Below are 18,646 nucleotides of genomic sequence, written 5' to 3' on the forward strand. Positions count from 1 at the left end.
CCCGGCCGCGCTTGACCCAATTTTTTGGGGGCGCCCCCCCGCCCCCCCCCCCCCCCCCCCCCCCCCCCCCCCCCCCGCCCCCCCCCCCCCCCCCCCCCCCCCCCCCCCCCACGACGGCGTCGTCGTCTGTGCCCCGCCCCGAGGAGACCCCGTGCCCGACTTGCTGACCGAACGCTCTGCGCGGGTCGCGGCTGCCCGCAAGCTCACCCGCCGCAGCGGCCGGGACGACGCCGGCGCCTTTCTGGCCGAGGGTCGGCAGGCGGTCATCGAGGCCCTGGCCGAGGCCGCCGCCGACCCCGCCGCCGTCCGGGAGGTGTTCGCCACCGAGGCCGCCGCGACCGCGCACCGGGAGCTGCTGGCGAGCACCCGGGTGCCGGTCCGGCTGGTCACCGACAGGGCTGCGGCCTCGTTGTCGGAGACGGTCACCCCGCAGGGGTTGGTCGCCGTCTGCCGGCTGCGCGACGTCCCCGCCGAGTCGCTGGCGGCCCGCCCGCCGCAGCTCGCGGTGGCACTGGCCGAGCTCAACGACCCGGGGAACGCCGGCACGGTGCTGCGCACCGCCGACGCCTGCGGCGCCGGCACCGTGGTCTTCGGCGTTGGCTCCACCGACCCGTACAACGGCAAGGTGGTGCGCAGCAGCGCCGGCAGCCTGTTCCACGTCGACGTCGTGCGCAGCGCCCCGCTGGACCGGTTGATCGCCGACGTGCAGGCCGCCGGGGTGACGGTGCTGGCCGCCGACGGTGGGGGAGAGGTGCCCCTGGACACCGCCGCCGGCCAGGGGCTGCTCACCGCCCCGGTGCTGTGGCTGTTCGGCAACGAGGCCCGCGGGCTCGACCCGGCCCTGGGCGCCCTGGCCGACGCGCGGGTGCGGGTGCCGATGCGCGGCCGGGCGGAGAGCCTGAACCTCTCCGTGGCCGCCTCGATCTGCCTGTACGCCACCCAGCTCGCCCAGGGCTGACCCGGCGGCCGGTGGCGGTGGGCGCGGCCCGGGCGGGCACCATGGCCGCCGTGGGACGGGTCGCGGTCATCGGGGACGTCGGCGGGCACTCCGCCCAGCTGACGGCGGCCCTGGTCGCCCTCGGTGCCGACCCCGGGAGCGGTCGCCTGCCGGCGGACCTGCAGGTCGTGCAGGTCGGCGACCTCGTCCACCGCGGCCCGGACTCGGCGGGGGTGGTCACGCTGGTCGACCGGGTGCTCACCGACCAGCCCGACCAGTGGCACCAGCTGGTCGGCAACCACGAGGCCCAGTACGTCGACACGCCCGCCTTCGACTGGCCGGAGGTGCTGCCCGGCGACGTCCAGGACACGCTGCGGCGGTGGTGGCGCGCCGGGCTGATGCGGGTCGCCGCCGCGGTCACGCTCTCCGACGGCCAGCAGGTGCTGGTCACGCACGCCGGCCTCACGTCCGGCCTGCACCGCCGACTCGGCCGTCCGGCGACCGCGGACGGCGCTGCGGCGGCGCTGAACGCCCTGCGACAGCACGACCCGGACACGCTCTGGCGGGCGGGGACGATGCTCGGCGGCGGGGACCCGGACCCCGCTTCGGGCCCGGTGTGGGCCGAGGCGGGCGCCGAGCTCGCCGCCTCCTGGGTCGCGGACGAGGCGCTCGGTGTGCGGATGCCGTTCACCCAGGTGCACGGGCACTCCAGCGTCGTCGTCTTCGACCGCGGGGAGCCGCTGCTGCGCGCGCCCGAGCTGCGCGACCGGGTCCAGCTGCAGCGGGCCGACCGCCACGTCGCGGTCACCGCGGCCGGCGGGCTGCTCATCGGCGTCGACCCCGGGTTCGGGAAGCGCGCCCATCGGCATTGGGCGCCGCTTGTCCTCAGCGACGCGGCCGTCACCGGCTGACCCGCCGCGGCGCCCCGGCTCCCGGCCGGGTGGGCGCCGCGACCCCTGCAGGTCCCCGCCGCGGCCCACCGGCGGTCAGCGGGTGACGGCCTCCTGCTCCTCGGCCTCCTCCTCGAGCTGGTGGAACGGCGTCACCGTGCCGTCCTTGACCAGCTGCCCGGTGCGGCGGCCGTGCCGGACGAACAGGCCGAGGGCGAGCAGCACGTACAGCCCCGAGAGCACCTGGATCACGAGCCGGTCGACCTCGGTGGACAGCGCGACGCTCGCGACGAACTGGACGACGAACAGCACCAGCAGCGTCGTCGCCCCCCGCCAGGTCAGCCGCAGCGTCACCAGCAGGCTGACGGCGAACAGCGACTGGGCGGCGGTCAGCAGCAGCTCCAGGCGCTGCTGGGTGTCCAGCGGCAGTCCCTGCAGGCTGGTGGAGGACACCGCGAACACGATCGGGATGGTGCCGACCAGCAACGTCCACTGGTTCACCTTGCTCGACAGCAGGGTGCCCAGGGAGTCCGAGGCCTTCAGTCGCCAGGCGTACAGGCAGGCGACGATCAGCTCCGGGGACTCGCTGGCCAGCGGCGCCAGCCACTGCACCAGCACGAACTCGTCGACCCCGAGCGCGGAACCGGTCTCCACCAGGGCGCCGGCGAAGTGCTCGGCGCACAGCAGGATCACCACGGCGGCGACGGCGAACATCCCACCGACCCAGGCGTGCCGCGGCCGACGGGCGTGCCCGGCCACCCACTCGGAGGTGCCGATCAGATCCGGGTCCTCGGCCGGGGCCTGGGCCAGCCGCCAGGCGTAGACGACGAAGACGGCCACCAGCACCGCCGCGTCGACCAGGGTGAGCGACGTCCGCAGCGGCAGCGTGAGCGAGTAGAGGGTGGCGAAGCCCAGGAAGACCACCTCGGTGGACATCGTCGGCTTCAGCTCCACCCGGCCCGGGGCGGGCACGCTCGCGGTGTGCTCGGCGGCCCGCCGGTGCCGCCGGGCCGACCACGCCGCCACCAGCACCAGCAGCGGCCAGCCGATTCCCACCAGCACCCGGTTGGCGCCGGTCATGTTGGCCAGCGCGAGCGAGCACGGGTTGCTGCCGTCCCCGCCGCCGGACGGCACGCACTGGCCCTCCGCCGCGTACACCTGCCCGGCCTCGAAGGTGAAGACGAAGTCGACCGCGTACTCGGGCAGCACGGCGACCAGCGCCAGGACCGCCAGCGCCAGACCGGCGCTCACGTCGACCTGGATCGCCTCGGCCGCCCAGGACAGCAGGAAGGCCGCGCCGATGATCGCCGTCCCGAAGACGACGGCCAGCAGGTAGGGCGGCAGGGCGGGGGCGGTGCCCAGGTAGCTGAGCGCCCCCAGCGCGGCGCCGGGCAGGGTCACGGCGGCCGCGGCGAGCATCGGGACCGGTGGGCGGGGGGATCGGTCCTGCGGCACGAGGGCTCCTGGGCTCGGGGCGGGTGGGCTGTCCGGGGCCGTACGGCCCCCGGGACGTGACCGGCCCGGGGCGGGTCCGCAGCCCGCAGTCACTTCACCCGGCGGGCCCGTCGGCAAACCCGGCGGCGCGTGTCGGGACCAGCCAGGCAGAATGGCGTCCCGTGTCTGGCGCCAACGACCCCTACGACCCCAAGCAGGTCGCCGCGCTGAGCGCGGAGGCCCTCGACGCCGCCGTGCAGGCGGCGACGGATGCCTTCGCCGCCGCCGCGGACCTGGAGGCGCTGGCCGCCGTCCGGCCGGCCCACCTGGGCGACCGCGCACCGGTGCTGCTGGCCCGCCGCGAGCTCGGCGCGCTGCCCCCGGCTGCCCGGGCCGACGCGGGCAAGCGGGTGAACGCCGCGCGCGCCGCGGTGACCGCCGCCTACGAGGAGCGTCTGGCGGTGCTGGAGGCCGAGCGGGACGAGCGGGTGCTCGCCGAGGAGCGGGTCGACGTCACGCTGCCCTGGGACCGCACCCCCCGGGGCGCCCGGCACCCGCTGACCACGCTCACCGAGCGGATCGCCGACGTGTTCGTCGGGATGGGCTACGAGGTCGCCGAGGGCCCGGAGCTCGAGGCGGAGTGGCTGAACTTCGACGCGCTCAACACCGGCCCGGACCACCCGGCCCGGTCGCTGGCCGACACCTTCTTCGTCGCCCCGGAGGACTCCGGCCTGGTGCTGCGCACCCACACCAGCCCGGTGCAGGCCCGCACCATGCTCGAGCGCACGCCGCCGATGTACGTCGTCGCTCCCGGGCGGGTCTACCGCACCGACGAGCTGGACGCGACGCACACCCCGGTCTTCCACCAGGTCGAGGGGCTGGCCGTCGACCGCGGGCTGACCATGGCGCACCTGCGCGGCACGCTGGACCACCTGGCCCGGGTGCTTTTCGGGCCGGAGGCGCAGACCCGCTGGCGGCCGCACTTCTTCCCCTTCACCGAGCCCTCGGCGGAGTTCGACGTGTGGTTCCCCGAGCACCGGGACGGCCCGCGCTGGGTCGAGTGGGGCGGCTGCGGGATGGTGAACCCCCGGGTGCTGCGCGCCTGCGGCATCGACCCCGACGAGTACACCGGCTTCGCCTTCGGCATGGGCATCGAGCGGGCCCTCCAGTTCCGCTCGGGCGTCGGCGACATGCACGACATCGTCGAGGGCGACGTCCGGTTCACCACTGCGTTCGGAGTGGGCCAGTGAGTGAGCATCGCAGCGAGCGCCAGCGAGCGAGGAGCGGAGCGACCGGGTTGCGGAGCAACGGAGTGAACGAATGAAGGTCCCCGTCAGCTGGCTGACCGAGCACGTCGACGTCCCGGCCGGGACGACGGTCGAGGAGCTCGACGAGGCCTTCGTGCGGCTCGGCTTCGAGGTCGAGGACGTCCACCGCCCGCCGGTGACCACCGGGCCGCTGGTGATCGGCCGGGTGCTGGAGATCGAGGAGCTCACCGGCTTCAAGAAGCCGATCCGGTACTGCCAGGTCGACGTCGGCGAGGAGGCACCCCGGGGCATCGTCTGCGGCGCCCGCAACTTCGCCGTCGGTGACCTGGTGGTCGCGGCCCTGCCCGGTGCGGTGCTGCCCGGCGACTTCGCCATCGCCGCCCGGAAGACCTACGACCACGTCTCCGACGGGATGATCTGCTCGGTCCGCGAACTGGGCATCGGCGAGGACCACGCGGGCATCCTGGTGCTCGGGCGTGACGGCATCGAACCGGGCACCCCCGCGCACGGCGTGCTCGGCCTGGACGACGTGGTCTTCGACCTGGAGGTCACCCCGGACCGCGGCTACGCGATGAGCCTGCGCGGCATCGCCCGTGACCTCGCCGCGGCCCTCGGCGTCGAGTGGCGCGACCCCGCCGCGCTCACCCCGCCGGCCTGGTCCGGCGACCCGGCCTGGCAGGTCACCGTCGCCGACGCCGAGCGCTGCGACCGGTTCTCCATGCTGGCGCTGGAGGGCCTGGACCCGGCGGCGCCGAGCCCCTGGGCGCTGCGCCGCCGGCTGGCCCAGTGCGGGATCCGCAGCATCTCGCTGGCCGTCGACGTCACCAACTACGTGATGCTCGAGCTGGGCCAGCCGATGCACGCCTTCGACCGGGACACCCTGTCCGGCCCGATCACCGTCCGCCGGGCCCGGGCGGGGGAGCGGCTCACCACCCTGGACGGCGTGGACCGGGCGCTCACCGACGACGACCTGGTCATCGCCGACGAGTCCGGCCCGATCGGGCTGGCCGGGGTGATGGGCGGCGCCGCCACCGAGATCGGGGCGGGCACCACCGCCGTGCTGCTGGAGGCGGCGCACTGGGAGCAGACCGGGATCTCCCGCGGGGTGCGCCGGCACAAGCTGCCCAGCGAGGCGGCCAAGCGGTTCGAGCGGGGCACCGACCCCGACGTCACCGTGGTCGCGCTCGCTCGCGCCGCCGGCCTGCTGGCCCAGCACGGCGGCGCCAGGGTCGTCGGTGCGCCGGTCGACCTCGACACCCGGGCCCCGCGGCCGGTGATCGCGCTGGACGCCGGCCTGCCCGGCCGGATCGCCGGTGTGGACTGCCCGCCGTCGCAGGTGGTCGAGGTGCTGCAGGCCCTCGGCGCGACGGTCGACGGCGACGGCGAGCACCTGCAGGTGACCCCGCCGTCCTGGCGCGGTGACCTCACCGACCCGGCCGACCTGGTCGAGGAGGTGGTGCGGAGCGTGGGGTTCGACGAGATCCCCTCCGTGCTGCCCACCGCCCCGCCCGGGCGCGGCCTGACCGAGCGGCAGCGCCGCCGGCGCAGCATCGGCCGGGCGCTGGCCGACGCCGGCTACGTGGAGGCGCCGTCCTACCCGTTCATCGGGTCGACGCAGCTGGACGCGCTCGGCCTGCCGGACGACGACGAGCGGCGCACGCTCATCACGCTGCGCAACCCCCTGTCGGAGGAGGCGCCCGCGCTGCGCACCACGCTGCTGCCGGGCCTGCTGGCCACGCTGGCCCGGAACCTGGGCCGCGGCCAGCGCGACCTGTCGGTCTTCGAGCACGGCGCCGTCTTCCCCGGCGGGCTCACCGGCGCCGCGCCGGTGCCCGGCGTCGACGCCCGTCCGGACGACGCGACCCTGGCGGCGCTGCTGGGTGCGGTGCCGGTGCAGCCCTGGCACGTCGGGGTGGCGCTGACCGGGCAGCGCGAGCCGCGCGGCTGGTGGGGCCCGGGCCGCCCGGCGGAGTGGGCCGACGCGGTGCAGGCCGCCCGCACCGTCGCCGAGGCCGCCGGGGTGCAGCTGACCGTGCGCGCGGGGGAGCGGGCGCCCTGGCACCCCGGCCGCTGCGCGGAGCTGCTGGTCGAGGGCCGGGTCGTCGGGTACGCCGGCGAGCTGCACCCGCGCGTCTGCGCGGCGCTGGAGCTCCCGGCCCGCACGTCGGTGATGGAGATCGACGTCGACTCCTTCCCCCCGGCCCGGGTGGCGGTGGGGCCGCACGTGTCGACCTTCCCGCCGGTGCTGGTCGACCTCGCGCTGGTCGTCGCCGACGACGTGCCGGCCGCCGCGGTCGACGCCGCGCTGCGCGAGGGCGCCGGCGTGCTGCTCGAGCAGCTGAGGCTCTTCGACGTCTACACCGGCTCCTCGGTGCCGGCCGGCTCGAAGTCGCTGGCCTACGCGCTCACGCTGCGCGCACCGGACCGCACGCTGACCGGCGAGGAGGCCAACGCGGCCCGGGACGCCGCGGCGGCACTGGCGGCCGAGCGGACGGGGGCGGTCGTCCGTGGCTGACGAAGGACCCCGTCCTGCCCACCCTTCGCACGCTCAGGGCGGTCCCCTGGACGGGGCCGAAGGCCGTCGGAAGAGATCCCTCACAGGCACCGTCGCGCTGGTCACCGGGGCGTCGGCGGGCATCGGCCGGCACCTGGCGCAGGGGCTGGCCGCCCGGGGCGCCGCGGTGGCCGGGATGGCGCGGTCGGCCGGCCGGCTGCAGACGGCGATGGACGAGGTGGCTGAGGCCACGGGCGCCCGGACCCTGGCCGTCCCGGCCGACGTCACCGACCGCGCGGCGGTGGAGGCCGCCGTCGGCCGGGTCACCGCCGAGCTGGGCCCGGTCGACCTGCTGGTCAACAACGCCGGGCTGATGGACACCGCCGAGGTGCCCGTCTGGCAGGCCGACCCCGACGACTGGTGGCGTGTGGTGGAGAGCCACGTGCGCGGGCCGCTGCTGCTCGTGCACGCCGTCGTGCCGGGGATGGTCGAGCGCGGCCGGGGCCGGGTGGTCGACCTGGGCAGCGGGCTGAGCACCCGCGGCCGGGACCTCTACAGCGCCTACTCGGTGGGCAAGACCGGGCTGATGCGGTTGACCGAGGTGCTGCACGCCGGGCTGGCCGGCACCGGGGTGCACGCCTTCGACCTCTCGCCCGGCGTGGTCGAGACGGCGATGTCGACGTCGATGTCGATCCACGAGGGCCGCACCGAGTGGACCGACCCGCAGACCGTCGTCGACCTGGTGGCCGCGATCGCCGCCGGCGAGCTGGACCAGTGGTCGGGCCGGTTCGTCCGCGCCGGCGCCGACGACCTGGACACCCTGCGCTCGGTGCAGCCCGAGGGAGACGCCCGGATGCTGCGGCTGTGCCGCTACGGGGACGACGACCCCACCGGCTGACGCCGGCGTCGTCGGCGGCCGCCCCGGCCCGACCGGTGCCGGCCGGCTCAGCCGGCGGTCTCCGCCTCGACGACCCACACGGTGTTGCCGTCCGGATCGTTCACGCTGAAGAGCAGCGGCGCGCCGGGAACGGGGGTCGGCGCCGGACCGACCGCCACGTCACCCCGGGCCGCCAGGCGGGCGTGCTCGGCCAGCACGTCGGTGCTCTCCACCCCGATCGCCCCGCCGCCGGGGGTGCCCCCCATCGGCGGGTTGAGGGCCAGGCGTGTCGCCGAGCCGGCCGGCGCCACTTCCAGCCAGCGGTGCTCGCCGTGCTCGCCGAACCGTTGGTCGCCGCGCACCTCGAAGCGGAGGACGTCGGTGTAGAAGGCCAGGGCGGCGTCCTGGTCCCGGACGGTGAACATCGCGGTGGCGATCGAGGTGAGCGTGGTGGCTGGAGCCTGTGTCTGGGTCATGCCGGTGAGACCGGCGTCGCCCGCAGAACTCATCGGCGCCGCCCCGGACGGTGGCTCACCCGACCTGGGTGAACAACGGAGCGGCCCCGGTGGCCTCGACCAGCCGGCGCACGGTGGCGGAGGGATGGCGCAGCTCGGGCAGCAGCCCGGCCCGGCGGGCCGCCGCGGTCTCGCGCACGAGCATCCGCAGCCCCCGGCAGTCCAGGAAGGTCGCCCGGGAGGCGTCGACCGCCTGCGCCGGCCGAGAGTCGGGCGCAGCCCCCGCGTCCCAGGCCTCGACGACGAGCGAGTCGACCTCGCCGTGCAGCCGGAGGACCGGAACGCCACCTTCCTCGACCAGGTCGATCCCACCGGCCGGCGTCCACTGCGGGTCCTGCGTCTCGGTCATCGTTCTCGTCCTCCCCTGACCGGCCGCGATCGCCGGGTGCTGGGCACTGTGCACCCGGGGTCTGACAGAACGCGGCGATGAGCTCCGGTGTGGCCTGGATCTCCGGGCTCGGCACCACCTGCTTACACGTTCATGCACGAGTGTGTATGGTCATGCATCGTGAGCGATGGGCAGACGTGGACGGTCGGGGTCACCGGCGCCACCGGGTACGCCGGAGGTGAGGTGTGCCGGCTGCTGGCCGGGCACCCGCAGCTCCGGCTGACCGGGGTGCACGCCAACTCGAGCGCCGGCCGGCGCCTGGGGGAGCTGCAGCCCCACCTCCTCCCGTACGCCGACCTGGTGGTGCAGCCCAGCGACGCCACCGCCCTCGCCGGGTACGACGTCGTCGTCCTGGCGCTGCCGCACGGGGAGTCCGCGGCGATCGCCGCTCAGCTCCCGGACGACGTGCTCGTCATCGACTGCGGCGCCGACCACCGGCTCAACGACCCGGCCGCGTGGGCCCGCTGGTACGGGGGCGAGCACGCGGGTCACTGGCCCTACGGCCTGCCGGAGCTGCCCGGCCAGCGGGAGCAGCTGGCCGGCGCTCGGCGGATCGCCGTCCCCGGCTGCTACCCGACCTCGGTCACCCTGGCGATGGCCCCGGCCCTGGCCGCCGGCCTGGTCGAGCCCGACGTCGTGGTCGTCGCCGCCTCGGGCACCTCCGGCGCGGGCAAGTCGCCCAAGCCGCACCTGCTGGGCAGCGAGGTGATGGGCTCGGCCAGCGCCTACGGCGTCGGCGGCGTCCACCGGCACACCCCGGAGATGGTCCAGAACCTGTCACAGGCCGCCGGTAGGACCGTCGGCGTGAGCTTCACCCCGACCCTGGTGCCGATGAGCCGCGGCATCCTGGCCACCTGCTCGGCGCCGCTGGCCCCGGGGGTCGACGCGGACGCCGCCCGCGCCGCCTACACGAAGGCCTACGGCGACGAGCCGTTCGTGCACCTGCTGCCCGAGGGGCAGTGGCCGACCACCGCCGCCGTCCTCGGTGCCAACACCGTGCAGCTGCAGCTCGCCGTCGACCCCGACGCCGGCCGGCTGGTCGTCGTGGCCGCCGTCGACAACCTCGCCAAGGGCACCGCGGGCGCCGCCCTGCAGTGCGCCAACCTCGCCCTCGGCCTTCCCGAGACCACCGGTCTCCCGCTGGTGGGGGTGGCCCCGTGAGCGTCACCGCCCCCCAGGGCTTCCGGGCCGCCGGCGTCGCCGCCGGGCTCAAGACGTCGGGCAACCCGGACGTCGCCGTCGTGGTCAACGACGGCCCGGACGACGCCGCGGCCGCCGTCTTCACCACCAACCGCTTCCCGGCCGCCCCGGTGCAGTGGAGCCGCCAGGTGCTGGCCACCGGCCGGCTCAAGGCCGTCGTGCTCAACTCCGGCGGGGCCAACGCGTGCACCGGCCCGGAGGGCTTCGGCGACACCCACGCCACCGCGGAGCACCTGGCCGCCGAGCTCGGCCGGGCCGGTCTGCAGGTGGGCGCGATCGACGTCGCGGTCGCCTCCACCGGCCTCATCGGCGTCCGCCTGCCGATGGACGTGCTGCTGCCCGGCGTCACGGCCGCGGTCGGGGAGCTGTCCGCCGACGGCGGCGCCGCCGCCGCGCAGGCGATCATGACCACCGACACCGTCCCGAAGACGACGGTGCAGTCCGGCGCCGGGTGGACGGTCGGCGGCATGGCCAAGGGCGCGGGCATGCTCGCCCCGTCGCTGGCCACCATGCTCGTCGTCCTCACCACCGACGCCCTCGTCCCATCGGACGTGCTGCAGCGGGCGCTCGCGGCGGCCACCAGCGTGAGCGTGGAGCGGGTCGACTCCGACGGCTGCCTGTCCACCAACGACACGGTCATTGCCATGGCCAACGGCGCCAGCGGCGTGACGCCGTCGGAGGAGGAGCTCACCGCGGCGCTCACCGCCGCGGCCACCGACCTCGCGATGCAGCTGCTCGCCGACGCCGAGGGCTCCACCAAGGACATCGCGATCACCGTCCGCAACGCCGCGACGGTGCGGGACGCGCTCACCGCCGGCCGCGCCTGCGCGCGCAACAACCTGCTCAAGACCGCCCTGTTCGGCAACGACCCCAACTGGGGCCGGGTGCTGGCGGCGATCGGCACCACCGACGCCGCCTTCGAGGCCGACGCCGTCGACGTCACCATCAACGGCGTCACCGTGTGCCGGGGTGGCTCGATCGGCGACCCGCGCGAGGGCGTCGACCTCACCGGGCGCCAGATCACCATCGACGTCGACCTGAGGGCCGGCACCGAACAGGCCACGATCTGGACCAACGACCTGTCCATCGCCTACGTGCACGAGAACTCGGCCTACTCCACATGAGCGACGCCCTGAGCCCCGCGCAGGACCCCACCCCGCCCGACGTGCGTCCCGACGAGCTGTCGCCCGCCGGCCGCCGCGCGATCGGCACCCGCCGGGTGATGCGCACCCATGACCCCGAGGGCGACGCCCGCAAGGTCGCCGTCCTCACCGGTGCGCTGCCCTGGTTGCAGGAGTTCCACGGCAAGGTCGTGGTGATCAAGTACGGCGGCCACGCGATGGTCGACGAGGACTGCCGGCGGGCCTTCGCCGAGGACATGGTCTTCCTGCGGACCTGCGGGATCCTCCCGGTCGTCGTCCACGGCGGTGGGCCGCAGATCAGCGCCATGCTCAACCGGCTGGGCATCGCCAGCGAGTTCCGCGGCGGCCTGCGGGTGACCACGCCGGAGACGATCGACGTCGTCCGGATGGTGCTCACCGGCCAGGTCGGGCCCGAGGTGGTCGGGCTGATCAACTCCCACGGCCCGCTCGCCGTCGGCCTGTCCGGCGAGGACGGTGGCCTGTTCACCGCCGCCCGCACGCACGCGATGATCGACGGCGAGCCGGTCGACGTCGGACTGGTCGGTGACGTCGTCGCGGTCGAGCCCGCGCCGGTCACCGCCCTGCTGGAGGCCGGGCACATCCCGGTCGTCGCCACCGTCGCCCCCGACGCCGACGGCCAGGTGCACAACGTCAACGCCGACACCGCCGCCGCGGCACTCGCCGTCGCGCTCGGAGCGGTGAAGCTCGTCGTCCTCACCGACGTCGAGGGCCTCTACGCCAACTGGCCCGACCGCGACTCCCTGGTCGAGCAGATCGACGCCATCGAGCTGGCCGAGATCCTGCCGACCCTGGACGCCGGGATGATCCCGAAGATGGCCGCCTGCCTGCGGGCGGTCGAGGGCGGGGTGAAGCGGGCGACCGTCGTCGACGGCCGGCTCCCGCACGCCCTGCTGCTGGAGATGTTCACCACCGAGGGCACCGGGACGATGGTCGTCCCGGCCGAACCGACACCGGAGGGAGCGGCAGCACCGTGACGCACACCGAGGAGCTGGCCACCCGCTGGTCGGCGGTGATGATGGGCAACTACAAGACCCCGCCGGTCGCGCTCGCCCGGGGCGCCGGCGCCACCGTCTGGGACGTCGACGGCCGCGAGTACACCGACCTGCTCGGCGGCATCGCGACGACGATCCTGGGCCACGCCCACCCCGCGGTGGTGCACGCGATCACCGCGCAGGCGCAGCTGCTCGGGCACGTTTCCAACCTGGCCATGCACGAGCCCGGTGTCCTGCTGGCCGAGCGGTTGCTGGAGCTGGCTGGCCGGCCGGGGCGGGTGTTCTTCTGCAACTCCGGCGCGGAGGCCAACGAGGCCGCCTTCAAGATCAGCCGGCTGACCGGCCGGCCCGAGGTGGTCAGCGCGCTGGGCTCGTTCCACGGGCGGACCATGGGCGCGCTGGCGCTCACCGGTCAGCCGGCCAAGGCCGCGGCCTTCGCGCCGCTGCCCGGCGGCGTCCAGCACGTGCCCTACGGCGACCCGGATGCCCTGCGGGCAGCCGTGGGTGACCGGACGGCGATGGTCCTGCTCGAGCCGGTGCTGGGTGAGGGGGGCGTGCTGCCCGCCCCGGCCGGCTACCTGTCCGCCGCCGCCGCGGCGGCCTCCGAGGCCGGCGCACTGTTCGCCGTCGACGAGGTGCAGACCGGCACCGGCCGCACCGGCCACTGGTTCGCCTCCCAGGCCGACGGCCTGCAGCCCGACGTGATCACCCTGGCCAAGGCGCTGGGCGGCGGCCTGCCGCTGGGTGCGGTGCTGGCCTTCGGCGGCGCCGCCGACCTGATGACCGCCGGGTCGCACGGCTCCACCTTCGGTGGCAACCCGATCGCCGCGGCGGCCGCGCTGGCGGTGCTGGACACCATCCGCGACGAGGGGCTGCTGGAACGCGCCAAGGAGATCGAGCACCGGGTCACCGCCGCGGTGGAGGCGCTCGGCCACCCGGGCGTCGCCGGGGTGCGGGGGAGGGGCGCGCTGCTCGGCGTCGTCCTCACCGCGCCCGTCGCCGCGGCGGTGGAGGCCCAGCTGCGGGCCGCGGGCTTCCTGACCAACGCCGTCGCACCCGACGCCGTGCGGCTCGCGCCGCCGTTGGTCGTGACCGACGCCCAGCTCGACGCCTTCGTGTGCGCGCTCCCCGCAGCGCTCGATGCCGCGATGGCGACGGCTGAGCGAGCATCGCAGGGAGCGTCAGCGACCGAGGAGCGGAACGAGGCCGGAGCCGAGCCGTCCCACCCGGCCCTGGACACCCAGCAGTGACCCGGCACTTCCTGAAGGACGACGACCTCACCCCGGCCGAGCAGGCCGAGGTGCTGGCGCTCGCCGCCCGGCTCAAGGCCGGACGGCACACCGCGGAGGCGCCGACGCCGCTGCGCGCGCGCAACGGCGCGCCGCGGACGGTCGCGGTGCTGTTCGACAAGCCGTCCACCCGGACGCGGATCAGCTTCTCCGTCGGGATCGCCGAGCTCGGCGGCTTCCCACTGGTCGTCGACTCGGGCACCAGCCAGCTGGGCCGCGGCGAACCGGTGGAGGACACCACCCGGGTGCTGGACCGGCAGGTCGCGGCGATCGTGTGGCGGACCTTCGGCCAGGACCGGCTGGAGACGATGGCCGCCACCAGCCGGGTGCCGGTGGTCAACGCCCTCACCGACGAGTACCACCCGTGCCAGATCCTGGCCGACCTGCAGACCGTCGCCGAGCGCAAGGGCCGGCTGGCCGGCCTGACCTTCAGCTACCTGGGCGACGGCGCCAACAACATGGCGCACTCCTACCTGCTCGGCGGCGCGCTGGCCGGCCTGCACGTGCGGATCGGCTCGCCGGAGAGCTTCCAGCCCGACCCGGCCGTGCTCAAGCGCGCCGCGGACATCGCGGCGGAGACCGGCGGCTCGGTGCAGTGGACCGCCGACCCGGCAGCCGCAGCCGACGCCGCCGACGTGCTGGTCACCGACACCTGGGTGTCGATGGGGCAGGAGGACGAGTACGCCGCCCGGATCGCGCCCTTCGAGCCCTACGCCGTCGACGAGGCGTCGCTGAGCCGCGCCGCCGACGACGCCGTCGTCCTGCACTGCCTGCCGGCCTACCGCGGCAAGGAGGTCGCCGCGGAGGTCATCGACGGCCCGCAGAGCGCGGTCTGGGACGAGGCGGAGAACCGGCTGCACGCGCAGAAGGCCTTGTTGCTCTGGCTGCTGGAGCGCAACGCGTGAGGCCGCGATGACCAGTGCGCTGAACCGGTCGGCGCGGCACGCCCGCATCGCCGAGCTGATCAACGCCGGCCCGGTCACCTCGCAGACCCACCTGGCCAAGCTGCTGGCCGAGTCCGGAGTCGAGGTCACCCAGGCCACGCTGTCGCGGGACCTGGAGGAGCTCGGCGCGGTGAAGCTCCGCGGCTCCGACGGCGCCCCGGCGTCCTACGTGCTACCGCCGGAGAACGCGCCGCTGCGGCCGGCCCAGGCCGCGCCGGCCCGCCTCGGCCGGCTGCTGGCCGACCTGCTCACCAGCGCGGAGGGCAGCGCCAACCTGGCGGTCCTGCGCACCCCGCCGGGTGCCGCCCAGTTCCTCGCCTCCGGCCTGGACAAGGTGGGCCTGCCCGACGTGCTGGGCACCATCGCCGGCGACGACACCCTGCTGGTCGTCTCCCGTCGGCCCGACGGCGGGGCGGCCCTCGCCGAGCGGCTGCGGGCGCTGGCCGGGGGCACCCCCGCCGCACACCCGGACCCGGCGTCCGACAGCATCGACGACGTGGAAGAGAGCGTGCAGTGACCGACCCGGCAGCGACCGCGGCCAACCAGACCCGGCTGTGGGGTGGTCGTTTCGGCGGCGGCCCGTCGGCGGCGATGGCTGCGTTGTCGAAGTCCACCCACTTCGACTGGCAGCTGGCCCCCTTCGACCTGGCCGGGTCCCGGGCGCACGCCCGGGTGCTGCACCGGGCCGGGCTGCTGACCGACGACGAGCTGCCCCGCATGATCGGCGCGCTCACCGAGCTGTCGGCTGAGGTGGCCGACGGCACGTTCACCGCCATCGAGGCCGACGAGGACGTGCACGAGGCCCTCGAACGCGGGCTCACCGAGAAGCTCGGCGCGCTCGGCGGCAAGCTGCGGGCCGGCCGCAGCCGCAACGACCAGATCGCCACCGACCTGCGGCTGTACCTGCGCCACCACGTCCGGACGCTGGTCGCCGAGCTGTCCTCGTTGGAGCACGCCCTGGTGGGGCTGGCCAACCGCTACCGCGACGTCCCGGCGCCGGGGATGACCCACCTGCAGCACGCCCAGCCGGTGCTCATCGCCCACCAGCTGCTGGCCCACGCGCACGCCTTCACCCGCGACGTCGACCGCCTGCGCGACTGGGACCGGCGCACCGCGGTGAGCCCCTACGGCTCCGGCGCGCTCGCCGGGTCGTCCCTGCCGCTCGACCCCGACGCCGTGGCCGCCGAGCTCGGTTTCGACCGCGCGTCGGACAACTCCATCGACGGGGTCAGCGACCGCGACTTCGCTGCGGAGTTCGCCTTCGCCGCGGCGCTGATCGGCGTGCACCTGTCCCGGCTGGGGGAGGAGGTGGTGCTCTGGACGTCGACCGAGTTCGGCTGGGCCCGCCTGGACGATGCCTGGGCCACCGGGTCGTCGATCATGCCGCAGAAGAAGAACCCCGACATCGCCGAGCTGGCCCGCGGGAAGTCCGGGCGGTTCGTGGGCAACCTGACCGGCCTGCTGACCATGCTCAAGGGCCTGCCGCTGGCCTACGACCGCGACCTGCAGGAGGACAAGGAGCCGGTCTTCGACTCCATGGAGCAGCTGCTCCTGCTGCTGCCCGCGGTGACCGGCATGATCGCCACGCTCACGCTGCGGCCCGAGGTGCTCGAGGCAGCCGCGCCGCAGGGATTCGCGCTGGCCACCGACGTCGCCGAGTGGCTGGTGCGCCAGGGCGTGCCGTTCCGGTCCGCGCACGAGATCAGCGGCGCGATGGTCGCCTTCTGCGAGGAGGCCGGCCTGGAGCTCGACCAGCTGGACGACGACCAGCTCGCCGGCATCGACGAGCGGCTCACCCCGGAGGTGCGCTCGGTGCTCTCCGTCCGGGGCGCACTCGCCGCCCGCAAGGCGCGTGGGGGCACCGCACCGGAGCGGGTGGCCGAGCAGCTGGCCTCGCTGGCCGAGCAGGCCCGCCAGCACGCCGACTGGGGCACGGCCTCCCCGGTGGCGGCGGCGCTCTGACCGGGTCGCCGCCCGCCGCCCAGCCCGGGCCGCTCCTCACCCCCGAGGAGCTGCTCGGGCCGGTCGACGACGTCGCGCGCGCTCTGCTCGGCTGCTGGGTGGTGACCGACCGCCCCGAGGGACGGGTGGCGCTCCGACTGACCGAGGTCGAGGCCTACTCCGGCCAGGGCGAGGACCCGGCCTCGCACGCACACCGAGGGCCCACCCCGCGGGCGGAGATCATGTTCGGCCCTCCCGGTCGGCTGTACGTCTACTTCAGCTACGGCGTGCACTGGTGCGCCAACGTGGTGGTCGGCCCGGAAGGGCGCGGCTCGGCGGTGCTGATGCGCGCGGGCGAGGTGGTGGTGGGGGAGCCACTGGCCCGGGAACGCCGTCCGGCCGCGAAGGTCGCGCGGGACCTGGCTCGCGGTCCCGCGCGACTGACGCAGGCACTGGCCATCGGGCCGGCCGATCGGGGTGCCCACCTGCTCGACCCGGCGTCCCCGGTGCGCCTGCACCACGGGAGTGCGCCGGCAGCCGTCTCCACCGGGCCGCGGGTCGGGATCAGCGTGGCGACCGAGCTGCCGTGGCGCTTCTGGGAGACCGACGCCCCGTCGGTGAGCGTGTTCCGGGCGGGTGGCAAGCCGCGGCGGACGAGCGCCAGGCAGGATGGACGACCGTGACCTCCGCGCCTTCCGTGATCGACGAACTGCACCACCGCGGGCTGATCGCCCAGAGCACCGACGAGGACGCCCTGCGCGCCCACCTCGCGGAGGGCCCGGTCACCTACTACTGCGGGTTCGACCCCACCGCGGCGAGCCTGCACGTCGGCCACCTGCTCCAGTTCATGGTGCTGCGCGCCCTGCAACGGGCCGGGCACCAGCCGGTGGTGCTCGTGGGAGGGGCCACCGGCCTGATCGGTGACCCGCGGATGACCGCCGAGCGCCAGTTGAACGACCGGGCGACGGTGGCCGGCTGGGTGGACCGCATCCGCGCCCAGGTGGCCCCCTTCCTGGAGCAGCCGGTGCACGAGGACCCCTCGCTGCGGGCACCGGTCTACGTGGACAACCTCGAGTGGACCGGGCAGCTGTCGGCCCTGGACTTCCTCCGGGACATCGGCAAGCACTTCCGAGTCGGCCGGATGCTGGCCAAGGAGGCGGTGTCGGCCCGGCTCAACAGCGAGGCCGGGATCAGCTTCACCGAGTTCAGCTACCAGCTGCTGCAGGCCAATGACTACCTGGAGCTGTTCCGCCGGCACGGGGTGACGCTGCAGAGCGGAGGCTCGGACCAGTGGGGCAACCTGACCGCCGGCACCGACCTGCTCCGGCGCGTCGAAGGAGTCACCGGGCACGCTCTCACGACCCCGCTCGTGACGAAGTCCGACGGCCAGAAGTTCGGCAAGAGCGAGGGGGGAGCCGTGTGGCTCGACCCCACCCTGACGTCGCCCTACGCGTTCTTCCAGTTCTGGTTGAACGCCGACGACGTCGATGCCCGGGCCTGGCTCCCGCTCTTCTCCGAGCGTCCTGCCGAGGAGGTCGCCGCCCTGATCGCCGAGTCGGAGGAGCGGCCGGCGTCCCGCGCGCCGCAACGTGCGCTGGCCGAGGAGCTCACCCGGCTGGTGCACGGGCCGCGGGAACTGGCCCAGGCCGAGGCCGCCGGCCGGGCGCTGTTCGGCCGCGCGGAGCTGACCGACCTCGACCCGCAGACCCTGACCGCCGCGCTCACCGAGGCCGGCTCGATCGAGGTCGACGACCCCGCCGTTCCGGTCGCCACGCTGCTGCAGCAGGCGGGCCTGGCCTCATCGCTGTCCGACGCGCGCCGCACCGTCAAGGAGGGCGGGGCGTACGTGAACAACGCGCGGATCACCGACGCCGACGCGGTGCCGGCCGCCGGCGACTGGCTCCCGGGTGGCTGGCTTGTGCTCCGCAAGGGCAAGCGCTCCATCGCCGGTGTGCACCGCCCCGGGGCCACCTGACCGGGTCGGAGCGGCAGCCGCGGGAGGCGTGTGAACGCCAGGTGACGGCGACGTTCCGAGCAGGTGGCGCGGGTCACCACCCCACCGGTTTGACACCCGCTGCGAGGGCCGCGTAAGTTTCTTTCTGCGCCAGGAACGAGCCGCGAGGCCGGGAACGAGCGCCGAGAGCAAGACACCAAGCCGAAGACGACGGCCGAGAGGCCAGGTTCTTCGCGCGTCCGCTCCTTGAGAACTCAACAGCGTGCCGAAAGTCAGTGCCATATAGTTAAACCCCCATTCGGCCTGGTCGTTCTGCGATTGGGTTGGGGATTCCTTTGGTTGATTGACATCGAGAGTGCT

17 protein-coding genes are annotated in these 18,646 nt (G+C 75.1%); 14 read left to right on the forward strand and 3 right to left on the reverse strand.

Translation table 11 applies throughout. The annotated features are described in order from the left end of the window. Positions 1 to 151 precede the first annotated feature (151 nt). Both ACI79Y_RS18960 and ACI79Y_RS18965 read left to right on the forward strand, forming a co-directional pair. Entirely contained in the window at positions 152 to 958 is an 807-nt protein-coding gene (locus tag ACI79Y_RS18960) for a TrmH family RNA methyltransferase (protein ID WP_457159986.1), read from the forward strand. Between the two features lie 50 nt (positions 959 to 1,008). Then, complete coding sequence (locus tag ACI79Y_RS18965; RefSeq protein ID WP_457159987.1) at positions 1,009 to 1,848, forward strand: metallophosphoesterase; 840 nt, start codon at positions 1,009 to 1,011, stop codon at positions 1,846 to 1,848. A 75-nt stretch (positions 1,849 to 1,923) separates the two neighbouring features. Here the strand turns inward: ACI79Y_RS18965 and ACI79Y_RS18970 are convergent, their stop codons facing one another. Continuing rightward, positions 1,924 to 3,282 (reverse strand): sodium/calcium exchanger protein, encoded by a 1,359-nt coding sequence (locus tag ACI79Y_RS18970; protein ID WP_457159988.1) that lies wholly within the window; start codon positions 3,280 to 3,282, stop codon positions 1,924 to 1,926. A 161-nt stretch (positions 3,283 to 3,443) separates the two neighbouring features. Here ACI79Y_RS18970 and pheS point away from each other — a divergent pair, with 161 nt between their 5' ends. The 3 genes from pheS (at position 3,444) to ACI79Y_RS18985 (ending at position 7,921) form a co-directional block, all read left to right on the forward strand. Beyond that, the gene (pheS, locus tag ACI79Y_RS18975) at positions 3,444 to 4,511 is read left to right on the forward strand and encodes a phenylalanine--tRNA ligase subunit alpha (RefSeq protein WP_457159989.1); all 1,068 of its coding nucleotides are present in this window, start codon (positions 3,444 to 3,446) and stop codon (positions 4,509 to 4,511) included. Positions 4,512 to 4,581: 70 nt separating this feature from the next. After that, positions 4,582 to 7,044 carry a phenylalanine--tRNA ligase subunit beta gene (pheT, locus tag ACI79Y_RS18980; RefSeq protein ID WP_457159990.1) on the forward strand — a complete coding sequence of 821 codons (2,463 nt, stop codon included), beginning with the start codon at positions 4,582 to 4,584 and terminating at the stop codon, positions 7,042 to 7,044. A gap of 97 nt (positions 7,045 to 7,141) precedes the next feature. Further along, entirely contained in the window at positions 7,142 to 7,921 is a 780-nt protein-coding gene (locus ACI79Y_RS18985) for an SDR family oxidoreductase (protein WP_457160001.1), read from the forward strand. A gap of 47 nt (positions 7,922 to 7,968) precedes the next feature. Here the strand turns inward: ACI79Y_RS18985 and ACI79Y_RS18990 are convergent, their stop codons facing one another. Both ACI79Y_RS18990 and ACI79Y_RS18995 read right to left on the reverse strand, forming a co-directional pair. Further along, positions 7,969 to 8,376 (reverse strand): VOC family protein, encoded by a 408-nt coding sequence (locus ACI79Y_RS18990; protein ID WP_457159991.1) that lies wholly within the window; start codon positions 8,374 to 8,376, stop codon positions 7,969 to 7,971. A gap of 55 nt (positions 8,377 to 8,431) precedes the next feature. After that, complete coding sequence (locus tag ACI79Y_RS18995) at positions 8,432 to 8,764, reverse strand: STAS domain-containing protein (protein ID WP_457159992.1); 333 nt, start codon at positions 8,762 to 8,764, stop codon at positions 8,432 to 8,434. A 159-nt stretch (positions 8,765 to 8,923) separates the two neighbouring features. Between ACI79Y_RS18995 and argC the strand changes: the two genes are divergently transcribed. From argC to tyrS, 9 genes are read left to right on the forward strand one after another with little or no spacing between them, the layout of a single operon-like run. Then, positions 8,924 to 9,964 carry an N-acetyl-gamma-glutamyl-phosphate reductase gene (argC, locus tag ACI79Y_RS19000; protein WP_457159993.1) on the forward strand — a complete coding sequence of 347 codons (1,041 nt, stop codon included), beginning with the start codon at positions 8,924 to 8,926 and terminating at the stop codon, positions 9,962 to 9,964. Further along, complete coding sequence (argJ, locus tag ACI79Y_RS19005) at positions 9,961 to 11,127, forward strand: bifunctional glutamate N-acetyltransferase/amino-acid acetyltransferase ArgJ (RefSeq protein WP_457159994.1); 1,167 nt, start codon at positions 9,961 to 9,963, stop codon at positions 11,125 to 11,127. The genes argC and argJ overlap by 4 nt, the downstream gene beginning before the upstream one ends. Next, a complete protein-coding gene (gene argB, locus ACI79Y_RS19010) occupies positions 11,124 to 12,140 on the forward strand; it encodes an acetylglutamate kinase (RefSeq protein WP_457159995.1) in 1,017 nt (338 codons plus the stop codon). The genes argJ and argB overlap by 4 nt, the downstream gene beginning before the upstream one ends. Further along, positions 12,137 to 13,408: an acetylornithine transaminase gene (locus tag ACI79Y_RS19015; RefSeq protein ID WP_457159996.1), complete on the forward strand. Its 1,272-nt coding sequence runs from the start codon at positions 12,137 to 12,139 to the stop codon at positions 13,406 to 13,408. Before argB ends, ACI79Y_RS19015 begins: the two co-directional genes overlap by 4 nt. Continuing rightward, positions 13,405 to 14,352 carry an ornithine carbamoyltransferase gene (argF, locus tag ACI79Y_RS19020; RefSeq protein ID WP_457159997.1) on the forward strand — a complete coding sequence of 316 codons (948 nt, stop codon included), beginning with the start codon at positions 13,405 to 13,407 and terminating at the stop codon, positions 14,350 to 14,352. Before ACI79Y_RS19015 ends, argF begins: the two co-directional genes overlap by 4 nt. 7 nt (positions 14,353 to 14,359) lie before the next feature. Further along, on the forward strand, positions 14,360 to 14,908 hold the full coding sequence (locus ACI79Y_RS19025) for an arginine repressor (RefSeq protein WP_457159998.1): 549 nt from the start codon (positions 14,360 to 14,362) through the stop codon (positions 14,906 to 14,908). Further along, positions 14,905 to 16,353 carry an argininosuccinate lyase gene (gene argH / locus ACI79Y_RS19030; protein ID WP_457159999.1) on the forward strand — a complete coding sequence of 483 codons (1,449 nt, stop codon included), beginning with the start codon at positions 14,905 to 14,907 and terminating at the stop codon, positions 16,351 to 16,353. Before ACI79Y_RS19025 ends, argH begins: the two co-directional genes overlap by 4 nt. A gap of 50 nt (positions 16,354 to 16,403) precedes the next feature. Next, positions 16,404 to 17,015: a DNA-3-methyladenine glycosylase gene (locus ACI79Y_RS19035; RefSeq protein WP_457160002.1), complete on the forward strand. Its 612-nt coding sequence runs from the start codon at positions 16,404 to 16,406 to the stop codon at positions 17,013 to 17,015. After that, positions 17,012 to 18,307, forward strand: a complete 1,296-nt coding sequence (tyrS, locus tag ACI79Y_RS19040; RefSeq protein ID WP_457160000.1) for a tyrosine--tRNA ligase — start codon at positions 17,012 to 17,014, stop codon at positions 18,305 to 18,307. The genes ACI79Y_RS19035 and tyrS overlap by 4 nt, the downstream gene beginning before the upstream one ends. Positions 18,308 to 18,646: the final 339 nt, after the last annotated feature.

The sequence above is a fragment of the Modestobacter sp. SYSU DS0875 genome (genome assembly GCF_054050915.1).

Coding starts and splice junctions, on each gene's coding strand:
- ACI79Y_RS18990 (WP_457159991.1), bottom strand. CDS start 8,376: ATGACCCAGACACAGGCTCCAGCCACCACGCTCACCTCGATCGCCACC.
- pheT (WP_457159990.1), top strand. CDS start 4,582: ATGAAGGTCCCCGTCAGCTGGCTGACCGAGCACGTCGACGTCCCGGCC.
- ACI79Y_RS19025 (WP_457159998.1), top strand. CDS start 14,360: ATGACCAGTGCGCTGAACCGGTCGGCGCGGCACGCCCGCATCGCCGAG.
- argB (WP_457159995.1), top strand. CDS start 11,124: ATGAGCGACGCCCTGAGCCCCGCGCAGGACCCCACCCCGCCCGACGTG.
- ACI79Y_RS18995 (WP_457159992.1), bottom strand. CDS start 8,764: ATGACCGAGACGCAGGACCCGCAGTGGACGCCGGCCGGTGGGATCGAC.